This is a genomic window from Finegoldia sp. P3-F-LR (genome assembly GCF_052932165.1).
Map to the genome: position 1 here is coordinate 17,268 of NZ_JBRFJE010000014.1, position 13,798 is coordinate 31,065.

Sequence of the window (13,798 nt, forward strand, 5' to 3'; positions counted from 1 at the left end):
TCATTGTAACTTTTTTGTAATATTTTTTTATTTTTAAAAAATCTCTATTAAAAAAGCGACCATTTAAGGTCGCAAATTTATAAGTCATTTATCAATTCATCTACCATGTGATCTTCAGTAGACCATGATGTACAAATTCTTACATTGATGTAATCATCTGTTTTGTAGTTTTCGCAAAAATTATATTTGTGTTTTAATCTGTGATACCTTTCGTAATCCATATTTACGAATATTGTATTGGTAGTAGATTGAGTGGCCAACACATAGTTTTGTTCTTTTAATCTTCTTCTGATCCTGTCAGCCTGTTCATCAGCTTTTTCTGCTAATTTGAAAATTAAATCATCAGTAAATAACTCTCTAAATTGAATTCCCAAAAATCTGGATTTGGCAATCAACATTCCAGAGCCTTTGATGTAATTTTTAAAATGAAGCTTGAAGTCATCGTTGTTTAATATCAACGCTTCTCCAAACATAGCCCCACATTTTGTTCCTCCGACATATGTCGCATCGACAATATCACAAATTTCTTTTAATGTTAGGTCGTTGTTTTTTGCTGATAATGCATAAGCAAGTCTAGCGCCATCCATGAACAAATACAACCCGTGTTTGTCGCAAACTTTCCTTATTTCCAACAGTCTTTGTTTAGTGTATATCGTTCCCGATTCTGATGAATTGGTTATGTAAACCATTTTAGGGATTGGTTTATGAAAATAAGCTGGATCATTCATTCTTTCTGAGACGAATTTGTCTATTACTTCTGGAATTAAAAGTCCATCTTCATCTTCTACAATTTCGATTTTGTGTCCGATATCTTCAATAGCTCCTGTTTCTAATGTATTAATGTGAGCATTATCACATGCGATAACACTTTCAAAAGGTCTTAGCGATGTTTTGATAACGAGTTTGTTACAAGCTGTAGAACCGTGTAAGAAGTAAACATCTTGATCTGAAATCTTTTTTCTGATAAGTTCTTTTGCTTGGTGAGTGTATTCATCGTTGCAATAGCCTTGTTGTTGAACCATATTGGTCTCTTCAAGTGCTTTTATGATATTTGGGTGAACTCCTTCTAGATAATCACAGTTAAAATTATACATAATTTTTCTCCTCAATTGACAATAATTAATTTGTTAAAATACAGATTTATTATAACACTTGATAATTTTTTGTAAAGAATATTATTCACTTATTTTGTGTATAAACATTTGATGTAATATGTCATTTTTTGTCCATTGTCATAAACACATTCAGCTCTTTCAAGTATCGTCTTGTATTTACGATTGTTAATTACACCTTCATCTTTTATCAAATTGCCAGGATCTTCTGTGTTAATATCAGGACCTTGTAGATTCCACAATTCTTCTAATCTGTTATTAAATATTTCTATGTTGAATTTGCCAATTGTTTCATTTTTGTATTTTATAACAACAATATTTGATTTTTTGGAAAACGTAACGTTTTGGTTTCCTAAATTTTCGATATTTTGTGTGTTGGAATCGTATTGAAATTGAATATTTTCCAATAAACGGTCGTAGTTTGTCGTGTCAATTTCTAACCTATCATTGACAAAGGATCTGATTTGTCCGTATAGCGACTCAAATTCGTCTCCTCTGAATCCAAATACACGATTCATATCCTCTTGTGAAGTTGTAAATTTATCACCCAAATAAGGAAGTTCTTTTGTACTATGTTTGACTACAAAATAGTCAAGTTTGTCTTTTATTTCCTTTATTTTAGCTGGATTTACATTGTTTTGAGATTTTATTTTGCCATCGACAAGCAGATTTTCTTCAACTAGCATTTTTTCTAATTTGGCTTTTTGGTCTATTCTACTGATATTATATGCAGAAAGAGGTCCCACCGAAGAAATCAGTGCCAATATCAAAAACGTTGTCGGTATCGTGATGTATGTCTTCTTGTTGAAGAATAAATAGTAAATCATTGATATAACAATGAATATTCCGCCAACTACCACAAGATATCTTTCTTCCGTAACTCCATAATACGATATTCTGATTCCTATTGAGTAAAACATCATAACTGAAAGTATCAATAATATTATAGGTTGAATTTTATTGTAAACATTTATGAATTTGTCTTCTACAGTTTTTGATATAAACAATACAACAACTGAAAGCAATCCGTACCACAAAATAAGATTTGTGATGATATTGTTAGGTATTGTCTTTAAAACTACTACCTTTATTATATAAAGAAGCAAAATAAAACCGTATATCAAAAATATCGGAGCAATAATTCTCGTAAATAATAACTTAAAAGGCAAAAGCCATTTGATTTTTAGATTTTCGTCACTATATTTCAATGGAAATTTGGATAAAATTATAGATGCATTTAGCAATAGAAAAATTACCGCTGCACATGATACTATGACATTGCTAAGATTAAATTGTAGTTTGAACAGTTCCTTTGTCGTGAACAAAATGGCAACAATTCCAATAAAAATCGTTACGCAATAAATCAACGATTCTATTATTGATAAAACTATTTTAACCGCGTAGTCAGCATAGTCAACTCTCACATTAAAGTGTCCTGCTACAAACATTCCAACAAAAAGCGTAACAAATAATCCAATCTGAGTGATTTGATTTCTAAGAACAAATGATTTGTCTACGTTTATTATTAGAAAATAGCTCACTAAACCCATAATCACTGAAACAATTGTATATACCAAAGTTTTTTTGCCCTTGGTGATTTCTATGTTTTTGTCAGTGATTATCAGCTTTACAATCATGTAGCTCATTGCAAAGTAGAGCGAAGAAATAAGTAAATCCGCTATTAAAGTGCTATTCAATGCACCTATTTCAATATACCATATCCCCATAATTGCAAATATTGTAGCAATAAATATGGCAAGTAGTACCATTGGATATAGCTTTATTGTTTTCTTTAAGTTTTTAAGTTTCGATTTAAAAATATCTAACCTCATAATTTCCTCCTGCTTTTCTTAATTATATCACGACAAATATCTTAAAAATCGCTTAAAAACATTTGTTGCAATTTCGTAAACATTGCTCAAATATTTACAAAAGGTTTGTTATTTTGTTCCAAATCTAATAAATACTTTTTCTTTTCTATTCCAAATTTATATCCAGTAAGAGCATTGTTTTTTCCAATCACTCTGTGGCAAGGTACTAAAATCATCAAATCATTTGAGCCAACAGCTCTACCAACTGCTCTTGCTGATGTTTTTGTGTTGTAAATTTTTTCGTATCTTTCTTTGATGTCGGTGTATGTCGCAGTCGTTCCATAAGGAATTTCACATACTAATTTCAATATTTTAGTTGCATAATCTGATTTGTCGATTAGTATATCGTCAAACTGTCCAGTAATTTTCCCAGAAAAATAATCGTCCAAATATTTCTTACATTTTTCAATTATTTCATCAGTCCCCTGTTCTACAAAATAATCTACAAATTCACATTTTATTATATTTTCTCCGTCGCTTTCTATAAGAATATTTCCTATTTTTGATTTGTAAATTTCTCTCATATAAAAAAGCTCGGATTACTCCGAGCTATCTCCTTTATTTTACATTTAAGCCTTTGATGAAGTTGGTAAATAATATCGATAATACAAGCGCTATTACTCCAGCCCCCAAATAAATATACATATTAAGTCCACTAAATAATTTGAATGCTGATATTAAATATTCTGAGAAGAATACATTTAAAGCGATAATAATTGCAGTAAATAATATGAATATTTTCACGGCACCGAATTTGTACGCTAAGAATATCAACGAATTAAATGCAAGGCTACACACCGATGTGATTACAAAAACTATTGGCATATAAGATAACAATGAGCCTTTTGTGAACACTCCAATCTTGTCGTAATAAATTTCGATTTGTCTAGAGTGTAAGAATCCCGACAAAACTCTTGTCAAATAAATTACCCCAATTATAATTGCAAATACCAACACGACATTGAAAATTCTTTCAAAAATCGTAGCTTTTTTGATTTGTTTTCTGTGGTAAGATGATTCTATGTTCATTCCAAAATCTTGGAAATAATCTTTACTTGCTACTAATAAAAAGTAGAAAGTATTGAATAAAAATATCGGCACAACGTATGTGAATAGTGGCAATTTACCAAAATCGAATTTCCATATATTAAAGTAGGAAAGTCCTCCAATGATTGCGAGTATTACAACAGATACAAGAAGAGTGTAAAATGCGTACGCAAAACTATTCGACAACTTCTGTTTTAACAGTCTTTTCATAATTTCCCTCCTCAATCATTGTAATTAATTCGTCTAATGGTAATTTTTTGATTACACAGCCGTTATTTTCAAGTAAAATTCGTTCGTCTTCGTTGATATTATCGAACATTTTAATTTCATCTTCTAATCCATCAGAAGTTCTCGTCAAAATCCTCTTGTAATTCATAGCAGTGATGATTTCCTTAGGTCCACGAACTACGTTTGCTTTAGTAAGTATGTTGTGCTTAGAATCCTTGAATTTAATTCTACCATCTTGCATCAACACCAAATAATCAAAAAATACTTCCTCCACTATCGGTGCTGAAATCAATATCGTATTTCTGATTAATTCTTGACGCTTTTTCATTATATCGATGAATTCCAAAGAAAGCTTTCTGTCTGCTATTTCAAAATTTTTTAGTAATACTATCTTTTTGTTCGTAGCAAGTGCTGCAGTCATAAGCACGATGTTGCAGTAATCTTCCTTCAAATCTTCAAGCCTTGCGAATTCATCAATTGCAAATCCTTTTAGCACAGAATCCACAAATTCTTCGTCGAAATAAGGATTCAACTTCTTTTTTAATTTAAGATACTTCTTAACTTTCATAGATGAATTGTAATCTTGTAAAAATGTTGAAAACTCAACTTCATTAGTTAGCTTTGGAACCTTTAGGACGTTTTCTTTTTCTTCAAAACCATACAAAAATTCTCCATTGTATTTAGTTGTAAAAGAACCCAAAATATCAAACAATTCATCAATGTTTTTGTCGTGACCTGTGAACAAATATATGTAACCTTCTTCTATTTCAAGGCTACAATCCAAGTCAATTTTTTTCAATCTTCTTTTTTTGTTTATGTTTTCTATCGTATACATAAAATCTCCTATTTAAATCTCGAATGAGACAACCTACTTGCCGCAGCCGCTGCAATCGCAGCCACTATATCATCCAAAAATGTGTTAACGCAATCTGTTTTTTCTACGTCTAGCTCTTTGATAATTCCGATCTTTTCCTTATCCAAATACCCAAAATTAGTAAATCCGATTGACCCGTACACGTTGATTATTGACAAAGCCAACACTTCATCAATTCCATAAAGTCCTTCATCTGATTCGATAATTTTTTGAATAGGATCATCAAATAATTTCTTATCACAAGCTTTGTCGATTGCAATCCCAGTTAACACGCATTGCAACACTTCTCTTTTTTCTAAAACTCTCTCTACATTTTCAGTGCACAATTGCATCGTTAAATTTGGATAATATTTTTCTTGTAAAGTGAACACTATTTTTGAAATATCTTCTATCTCAACGCCTCTTTCTTGCAATTGGCGAATCGTAATCTCCTTCAATTCTTGAATAGTATAAGGATATTCAGAAACTTTTTTTCTACCCATGTTACCTCCTAAAAATATCTCTATACTATATTTTACCCAAAATTCAAGCGTTTTACTCTAATTTGTCGGTAATTTTCTTTTAGAATATATAACTTTTACTTTATCTCCAATTTCATTTTTAAAATCATTGTTGAGCATATAAGAATCGATAGTTTTATCATCTAATTGTATCACAACTTTTACGCTTGAGCCTTGGAACACAATATCCTTGATAATACCATCTTCTCCCTGGTCTGAAATTTTTACATCTTCTGGTCTAACGTAATATCCTTCAAAAATATTTTTATCACCGATAAAATTCAACACGAAATTATTTTTTGGATTTTTGTAGATATCTAAAGGATAGGAATGTTGTTCGATTTTACCTTTGTTCATTAAAATAATATCATCTGCCAACTCAAAAGCTTCGTTTTGGTCGTGTGTTACGAAAATCATGGTAGTTCCTAAATTTTTTTGAATATTTTTGATTAACAACCTCATGCTAACTCTTAACTTTTGATCCAAATTGCTGAGAGGTTCATCTAATAGCAAAAGTTTTGGACTCAAAACCAAAGATCTTGCAAGGGCGACTCTTTGTCTTTGTCCACCTGATAATTCGTCAATCATTTTCTTCTCGTGACCTTTTAATCCTACAAGCTCAATCATTTCGTTAACCTTGTTTTCGATAGTTGTTTTGTCTATATTTTTGAATTTTAAACCATAGGCAATATTTTTGAAAACATTCATGTGGTAGAAAAGTCCGTATGATTGAAACACAGTCGTGATGTCTCTTTTTTCAGCAGTTAAGTGCGTGATATCTTCTCCATCCAAAATAATTTGTCCTGAATTCGGCTTCACAAAACCACCAATCATGTTCAAAATCGTACTTTTACCGCAACCAGAAGGTCCCAAAATACACAGCATTTTCCCTTTTTCTAATTCAAATTCAACATTATCCACAACAGTTTTATCTTCGTAAATTTTCGTAAGGTTTTTTACACTTAAAATCATTTTTTATCTCCTATCTTTGTCGCCAAATAATATCCACCATTTACAACAAGACATATCAAAATTATTATTAAAGCAATTACAGAACCAATATTGTAATTACCACTGTTTATAACATCAAACATAACAAGTGTTAAAACTTTTTGCCCTGGATAAACCAAGAAAATAATCGAACCAATTGTCGTCATTGTCGCAGTAAACGCATTGATGAATGTAACAGTGAAGCCTTTTTTAGTTAGTGGAAGCACGATATCTTTAAATACATAAATGAAATTGGCACCCAAATCCTGTGCAGAATTGATTTCATCTTCGCTGATTGATAAAACGTGACTATTCATAACTTTTGTCGAAAAAGGCATTTGCTTGAACAAAACATTCAACACTACAATTGCACTAGTTCCAACCAGCATCAATGGTTTGTGATTAAAAGCCAACAAATAACCTAAACCGAAGAATGTTCCCGGCAAAATATAAGGCAAATTTGAAATATAATCTGCAACTTTAATTACCTTGCTCTTTTTAATTATCGAGTAATAAGCCATCAACAAACCAATCATACTTCCAAAAAACGCACTAATCAACGAGTACACAATACTTCTTGTTATAGTGTTTGTAATGTAAGATTTGGAATTTCTGAAGTTTTCAAAAGTAAATGTGAGTTCGTTGTTTTTCATTTTCGTAAATGCTGACAAAATAATTGACGCATATTGAATCACAAGCCAACTCAACAAAAACACACTGATAACGCACAAGAAATAAAACACAGCAGATTTTTTGTCGATAATTGCACTTTGTGAAGAATTAGAATTGACATTGCTTTTTCTCATAGATTTCGAATAAATGATAAACATAATAACAGAAGGTATCAAAATCATTATGTTGATAACTGCCGCAGTTTTAATATCTCCTTTGCTAATGACCGACATGTATCCTTCACTTGCCAGAACGTTAAACTTACCACCTATAATTGCAGGAGTTCCAAAATCCGCAATTGAACGAATAAATGTGAGGAAAAATACAGAAATCAATGTATTTTTTAATTGTGGAATTAAAATATCGATTACTACATGGTTCGTATTCGCCCCCAAATCAATTGCTGAATTGATAGAAGCTGTATCCAAATTATTAAGATAAGATATAACCATTAAACAACTCAACGACAAAAATCCCAAAGTTTCCATTAATATAATTCCCGTCATTCCATAAGGATTGGTGTTTAATTTTAACAAATTGTACGTGATAAATCCTCTTCTCCCGAATAAATTTATGTAAGACAAACTTGTTACAAAAGGAGGCGAAATCATCGTCACCAATAAAATTGCACTGATAATTTTTTGATGGATTTTACCACTCAAAAAGCAATACAATCCAATTATTGCAGAAAAAACAGTCGTTAAAACCGATACAATAAAACCAACAGTAATTGAATTCACAAACAGATTTTTGTTCTCTTTAAATACATTTAATATAAAATCTATTGAATTGCCTCCATCTGCAGTGAATGCTTCTTTAAATACATACAAAAATGGAAGTCCAATAAAAACGAATATGAGTAGGAAAATTATGTATTTAATAAATTTATCTAATATTTTCATAATTTACTCCATTTAAAACAAGCACCCGTTAAGGTGCTAGTAAAATGGGAGAAACCTGACAGATTTCTCCCTATTAAATTACTTACTTTTTACAAATTCTGAGAATTTATTTAAAATAGCTTCTCTCTTTTCACCAAAAGTAGACAAATCTTGTTTGATTAAGTTTTCTTTTTTCAAACCTAAATCAAGACCTTTGATTCCATCTTTAACCATTTGGTTAGAATCTTTTCCGTCTATTTCTGCTAACATTTGTAAAGATTCATCTTCTAACATGAAATCGATGAATGCTTTTGCAACTTCAGTGTTAGGTGAATTTTTGAAAATAGCTACTCCTTCTGGAACCCATGGAATACCATCTTCAGGATATACAACTGTTAAGTTGTTATCTTTTGCTGTATCGAACGCTGATTTGTCAACTGGAATAATACCAATTCCAAATTCTCCAGCTGCTGTTTTTTCTTGAGGATCTTTTCCTCTTTTGCCGTAGAAACTGATGTTATCATTTAATTTAGATAAATAATCCCAACCTTTTTCTTCGCCGTATTTGTCCAATAATCCTTTAACTGCTGCGTAGTTTGTACCAGAAATTGAAGGATCGCTCATGATTACTTCGCCTTTGTATTTTGGATCAGCTAATTCATCCCAAGTTTTTGGAACTTCTAAGTTTTTAGATTTTAATACTTCGTTGTTTGCTAAGAAACCAACAACTGTGATTCCTTTTGATAACCAGTAACCATCTTTGTCTTTGTAATCGTCTGGAATTTGTTTCAAAGCTTCAGATTCATACTTTTCTAACATATCGTCTGATTTAGCTTTCATGAAAGCGTCGATTCCGCCTCCAAACCATACATCAGCCATTGCTTTACCTTCAGCTTTTGCTCTTGATAAAACTTCACCACTTGACATAGATAAGAATTCAACCTTAGCTCCTGTTTTTTCAGTGAACTTGTCAAATAATTTTACGTATTTGTCGCTTGTTGCAACAACGTTCAAAGTTTTTCCTTCAAACTTTTTAGCGTCGTCAGCTTTTTCTTCAGTTTTTGTAGGTTCTTTTGATGTTGTTTCTTTTGAATTATCTTTTGATTGACAAGCAGTCAACGCAAAAATTAACATCAAAGAAAGACTTAACATCTTTAAAAATTTGTTTTTCATAATCCCTCCATATTTTTAAATTTTATCATTAGATAGTATATATTATTTTGAAATATTTTACAAATACACAAAATACCCCCTATTTTTTGGAGCCATTTCGTGTAAATTATTTCTCAATATATGATTTTATAAAGTAATTTCCGTCCTTATTTTCAAGAGTAAGAGTCGCATAGTTGTTTTTTAATACCAAATCATTGCCTTTGATTTCTCCTTCATTTGGATAAAAAGTTCCTATCGAAACATCGCTTACAAATGTATAATAAGCGTTGTTTTCTTTCAAATACAAGCATTTTTCTTTGCTTTTAACATCATCAGAAACAATACCTGCGTATTTTTTCAAAGTTGCATCTACAAGATTCTTGTCGATTTCTACAAGTGGCATATTTTTGCTTGAAAACTCGAATTCTGAAAAACTATCTAGTTTTTTCAATTTTTCTATTATAGCTTTGAGCTCATCTGAATTTTCTTCATAATTTTTCGATGGAAAATATTTGATAAAACCATCCAAATCTATTTCTTTTGGATCGTTGTATCTTCCTGCCTTGAAGAAATTAGAAGTTATGTTTTTAATTTCATCAAATTCTGATCCAGGACGTTTTTCCACAAATACTTTTTTAATTTGATTGACCTCGTCATCTGTAAGCTTTCTATCTTTTCCTGCCTTTATCCCTTTAAAAGCTTGTTCAAAGTAATTTCCGACCCATTTTTGTTGTTCTTCAGTTAGTTTTATTTCTTCTTTTTCCGCATCATTTTTACTACAAGATGCTAGAAAAATTATCGCAAATAATAAAACAACTGAAAATCGTAAAAACTTATGTAATCTTTTCATACATACTCCCCCTTTATTTGGTTTATTTATACCCTGATTTTTAAAATTTATAACAAAAATATCCCCTCAATATAAATTGAGAGGATACCTAAAATTTAGAAGTTTATGGGATTACTTTATGATACTTGTTAATTGATTGATTACATCTTCAGATACTGATTTTTCTCCACCAATTACATAAGATTTGTTGAATTTAGTATCTTTGATGAATTGTTCTGCTTTTTGTCCTAATTTTTCTTTGTTAGTAAGAAGGATTGCGCCATTTTGTTTTGCTGAGAATGGTGCTGCAACTAATGCGTCTGCAAAGTTTTCGCCACTTGCTACTACGACAACTTCTTTTGCTCCAGAATATTTTGCAAGAAGAATACTTGTTTCGTATCTGTCAGCTCCGCCCATTCTGTTTACTGTAGCATTAGAGATTTTTTTGATGTTAGCTTTTGTGTTTTCAGATACTGATTTTTCTCCACCAGCTATGTTTATTAATGATGCTTTTGATGATTTGATAACATCTTCAACTGATTTGTCGATAGCGTTAACTCTTACTAAAAGTATTGGAGCTTTGTCTTTTTCAGCTGCATTGTTAAGAGATAATGCATCTGCATAATTTTCTCCACTTGCGATTTCTAATGTTGTTGTCTTATCGCCGATAAGTTTAGCTGCGATTTTGGCACTTGTTTTGTATCTGTCAGATCCAGAAAGTCTGTCAACTTTGAAGTTTCTCTTTTCTAATTCTTTTTTCAATCCTTCATCGACAGATTTTTCTCCACCAATAATAGTGATTTCTTTTGCTTTTAATCTAGAAATTTCACTCATAACTTCCTTACTGATTGAGTTAGAAGATATATACAACAAAGATGCGTTGTTTGCTTTTGCAAATGGAGCAGCTGTCAAAACGTCAGAATAATTATCTTGGTTAGCTAATACGACTTTGTTAGTTCCTTCTTTGAACATTTTTTTAGAAACTTCGATAGATGTTTGTACTCTGTTTTCTCCAGAAATTCTTTGAACATTTTCATTTGTAGTGTCTGCAGTTGATTTTTCGATTTCAACTTGGTCAACAACTTTTAATGAATCTGTTTCATAAGTTGTAGCCACGATTGACTTATCAGTTACTTTAACTTTTGTAAAGTTTGGTTTGTAATGTTGATCTCTAACTGCCATGTAGTCTTTGAATTCTACTAAATCATAGTGTTTTGAACCTGATGCAGAGTTTGCAGTTAAGTATAATTGTCCTTTTGGATTTACATATTTTGATGGAACTTTTCCTTCTTCTTTTGATTTGTCAGTAAAGTTTCTTTCGCTTTCAATAGCTATTCCACCATCCATCATACGACTTCTAGTATATACGTGGTCGTGACCTGCTACTATTAAATCAATTCCATATTGTTTCATCAATGCTGGATATTCTGCTCTTCTTTTGATGATATCATCGTCATTTGCATGAGTTGCTGCAGAATAAATAGCGTGGTGGAAGCCAACTACTTTCCATTTGATATTTTGATTTTTTGTCATTTCAATTGCTTTTTCAATTGTAGCTTTGTGTTCAGCAGTATTCATGTTGTTAGAATTTAATTGAATAAATAGCGTATTATTGTACACGAAGTAATAGTTCGATCCTGCTTCTGTTGCTCCTTCAGCTTGAACATTAGGAAGTGCAAAGTGTTGTGAATAAGAATTTGCTTGTGAATCGTGGTTACCAATTAACGTTGCAAATGTAATTCCTTTTGCATTTTCTCTTTCAATATATCCACTGTATTCTAATTCTGATTTAGAAGTGTATTCATTTACTTGGTCTCCCAAGCTGTACAAGAAACTCATTTGTGGAACTTGATTTTTGATAGTTCCCAATGCTTTTTCCCATTTGTCTCTGTCTGCGTAGAATTTACCAGCACCGATTTGAGGGTCCCCTGCTAATACAAATGTAAAATCGCCTTTTGGTTGAGTTGTAAATTCGAATACTTGAGATTTTTTGCCATTACCATTGTAAACTCTGTACATGTATTTAGTGTTTGGTTTCAAGTTTTTGATATTTACTTGAGAGTTTGACATATCTTTAAGTTCATACAAATCTTTTAAAGCTTGATCTTTCTTATCTTTTTCGATTTTTACTTTTTCATTTGATTTTTCATTGATATCAAATGTTGTGTTCTTGTCAGATGTTACAGCTTTGATTTTCGTTGCATTTGAAAAATCTTTTTGATCATTTGCTTCTACGATTTCCAAATAACCTTGTTCTTTACTCTTGCTGTACCAAGTGAAGTTTCTTTCACTTTGATCTTTACCAATTGTCAAGATTGGAAATCTTATTTGAGATTCATCTTGAGTTTGTGTTGCTGTTGTGCTAATATCATTTTTTACATTAGTTTCAGCAAATGTAGTTGTGTATGTAGCTGTTGTTGCTATTGAAAATACCATACCCAATGCTAATAACGCTTTTGCCGTTTTGTTCATTAATTTTCCCCCTTATGATTATATATAATTGATGAGAATAATGATGTCACTGGCACCATTATAATCACAACGACCGTACCTATCAGCCCTTTTGTGATTTCGACTGAAAAGAAATCAGAATTAACAAGCTGATTAAAACTTACTCCATGCGATATCAAAACCATAATCGTCACTAGAGATGATCCAATAAATGCAAACACCAAAGTGTTTACCATTGTTCCAATAATATCTTTACCTATATTCATTCCGCTTTGAAAAAGCTTCCTGCTATCCAAATCTGTATTTAATGATTTAATTTCTTTCAAAGAAGATGAAATCGACACGCTAACATCCATTGAAGCACCAAGAGATGCTATGGAAACTGCAGAGAATAATAAGTTCTCAATCCTAAGTCCCCACGTTTTTCCTATCAAAATCAAAGTTTCTACATTTTCCATATTGTGTCCAGAAACATATAAAACTTTTCCAATGATTTTAACCATAATTGCCGCTATCAAAAATGAAGTTCCTATCGAAATCATATTTACCACAGTCATTTTACTGTATCCATACAACACCACTAGAGAATAGACTGCACACAAAATTACCGTTATAATCGTAACCAAAATATTATTGTATCCATTCATCAAAAGCGCCACATCAAAAAATAAAATTATGTAAATACTTACAAATAAAGCTATCGCACTTTTGAGGCCTTTTATCCCAGCAATCACAGCCAAAAATATTACAAATAATGCTATAATCACAAAAATTCTTATAGTTCTATCGTAGTTGTACACGGAATAGTAATAATCATCAGTTGAACCTGAATTTTGATTTTGAATTAGAATAACATTACTTCCTTTGTGAACTTTAATGCTGTGTGTGTTCACAAGTTCGTTATCCAACTCCACAACTTTTCCAGTTTTTAAAATCTTAGCTTTAATCTTCTGAACGCCGACAGGTTTAGAATTGTCCGGATAATCTAGCGATTCATCCACAACTTCCACAACCTTCGCCCTCAGATATTCCACACCCTTGTAACTAATCAAGCTTTCATTTACATCTAGCTTTCTATTAAAAAAGAAAATTCCAATCAATAGCAAGATTAAAATTACATTAACAATTTTCTTCAATATTTCATCACCTATTACATTGTACGATTAAAATATTAAATTTATGTTTTTCAAA

The 13,798-nt window shown here is 31.3% G+C and carries 12 protein-coding genes; all 12 read right to left on the minus strand.

What is annotated here, in order from left to right; genetic code table 11:
• Positions 1-77 precede the first annotated feature (77 nt).
• Positions 78-1,094, minus strand: coding sequence for a threonine aldolase family protein (locus ACU68U_RS06390; protein ID WP_392435302.1), 1,017 nt, complete (start codon positions 1,092-1,094; stop codon positions 78-80).
• Positions 1,095-1,183: 89 nt separating this feature from the next.
• On the minus strand, positions 1,184-2,944 hold the full coding sequence (locus ACU68U_RS06395) for a DUF4153 domain-containing protein (protein ID WP_446762964.1): 1,761 nt from the start codon (positions 2,942-2,944) through the stop codon (positions 1,184-1,186).
• Positions 2,945-3,030: 86 nt separating this feature from the next.
• Positions 3,031-3,507 carry a methylated-DNA--[protein]-cysteine S-methyltransferase gene (locus ACU68U_RS06400; protein ID WP_446762965.1) on the minus strand — a complete coding sequence of 159 codons (477 nt, stop codon included), beginning with the start codon at positions 3,505-3,507 and terminating at the stop codon, positions 3,031-3,033.
• Between the two features lie 34 nt (positions 3,508-3,541).
• A complete protein-coding gene (locus ACU68U_RS06405) occupies positions 3,542-4,240 on the minus strand; it encodes a hypothetical protein (protein WP_446762966.1) in 699 nt (232 codons plus the stop codon).
• Positions 4,206-5,093 carry an ABC transporter gene (locus ACU68U_RS06410; protein ID WP_446762967.1) on the minus strand — a complete coding sequence of 296 codons (888 nt, stop codon included), beginning with the start codon at positions 5,091-5,093 and terminating at the stop codon, positions 4,206-4,208. Before ACU68U_RS06410 ends, ACU68U_RS06405 begins: the two co-directional genes overlap by 35 nt.
• Positions 5,094-5,101: 8 nt before the next feature.
• Positions 5,102-5,614 carry a phosphatidylglycerophosphatase A family protein gene (locus tag ACU68U_RS06415; RefSeq protein ID WP_012290931.1) on the minus strand — a complete coding sequence of 171 codons (513 nt, stop codon included), beginning with the start codon at positions 5,612-5,614 and terminating at the stop codon, positions 5,102-5,104.
• 57 nt (positions 5,615-5,671) lie between these two features.
• Positions 5,672-6,604, minus strand: a complete 933-nt coding sequence (locus ACU68U_RS06420; protein ID WP_446762968.1) for an ABC transporter ATP-binding protein — start codon at positions 6,602-6,604, stop codon at positions 5,672-5,674.
• Positions 6,601-8,196: an ABC transporter permease gene (locus tag ACU68U_RS06425; protein WP_446762969.1), complete on the minus strand. Its 1,596-nt coding sequence runs from the start codon at positions 8,194-8,196 to the stop codon at positions 6,601-6,603. The genes ACU68U_RS06420 and ACU68U_RS06425 overlap by 4 nt, the downstream gene beginning before the upstream one ends.
• Before the next feature lie 78 nt (positions 8,197-8,274).
• Entirely contained in the window at positions 8,275-9,348 is a 1,074-nt protein-coding gene (locus tag ACU68U_RS06430) for an ABC transporter substrate-binding protein (protein WP_094206097.1), read from the minus strand.
• A gap of 106 nt (positions 9,349-9,454) precedes the next feature.
• On the minus strand, positions 9,455-10,177 hold the full coding sequence (locus ACU68U_RS06435) for a hypothetical protein (RefSeq protein ID WP_227904880.1): 723 nt from the start codon (positions 10,175-10,177) through the stop codon (positions 9,455-9,457).
• 111 nt (positions 10,178-10,288) lie between these two features.
• Positions 10,289-12,628, minus strand: a complete 2,340-nt coding sequence (locus tag ACU68U_RS06440) for a cell wall-binding repeat-containing protein (protein ID WP_446762970.1) — start codon at positions 12,626-12,628, stop codon at positions 10,289-10,291.
• On the minus strand, positions 12,628-13,743 hold the full coding sequence (locus ACU68U_RS06445) for a YibE/F family protein (protein ID WP_446762971.1): 1,116 nt from the start codon (positions 13,741-13,743) through the stop codon (positions 12,628-12,630). The genes ACU68U_RS06440 and ACU68U_RS06445 overlap by 1 nt, the downstream gene beginning before the upstream one ends.
• Positions 13,744-13,798: the final 55 nt, after the last annotated feature.

Bases quoted from the DNA above. Each gene is read 5' to 3' on its own strand.
- ACU68U_RS06390 (WP_392435302.1), bottom strand. From the start codon at position 1,094: ATGTATAATTTTAACTGTGATTATCTAGAAGGAGTTCACCCAAATATC.
- ACU68U_RS06395 (WP_446762964.1), bottom strand. From the start codon at position 2,944: ATGAGGTTAGATATTTTTAAATCGAAACTTAAAAACTTAAAGAAAACA.
- ACU68U_RS06400 (WP_446762965.1), bottom strand. From the start codon at position 3,507: ATGAGAGAAATTTACAAATCAAAAATAGGAAATATTCTTATAGAAAGC.
- ACU68U_RS06405 (WP_446762966.1), bottom strand. From the start codon at position 4,240: ATGAAAAGACTGTTAAAACAGAAGTTGTCGAATAGTTTTGCGTACGCA.
- ACU68U_RS06410 (WP_446762967.1), bottom strand. From the start codon at position 5,093: ATGTATACGATAGAAAACATAAACAAAAAAAGAAGATTGAAAAAAATT.
- ACU68U_RS06415 (WP_012290931.1), bottom strand. From the start codon at position 5,614: ATGGGTAGAAAAAAAGTTTCTGAATATCCTTATACTATTCAAGAATTG.
- ACU68U_RS06420 (WP_446762968.1), bottom strand. From the start codon at position 6,604: ATGATTTTAAGTGTAAAAAACCTTACGAAAATTTACGAAGATAAAACT.
- ACU68U_RS06425 (WP_446762969.1), bottom strand. From the start codon at position 8,196: ATGAAAATATTAGATAAATTTATTAAATACATAATTTTCCTACTCATA.
- ACU68U_RS06430 (WP_094206097.1), bottom strand. From the start codon at position 9,348: ATGAAAAACAAATTTTTAAAGATGTTAAGTCTTTCTTTGATGTTAATT.
- ACU68U_RS06435 (WP_227904880.1), bottom strand. From the start codon at position 10,177: ATGAAAAGATTACATAAGTTTTTACGATTTTCAGTTGTTTTATTATTT.
- ACU68U_RS06440 (WP_446762970.1), bottom strand. From the start codon at position 12,628: ATGAACAAAACGGCAAAAGCGTTATTAGCATTGGGTATGGTATTTTCA.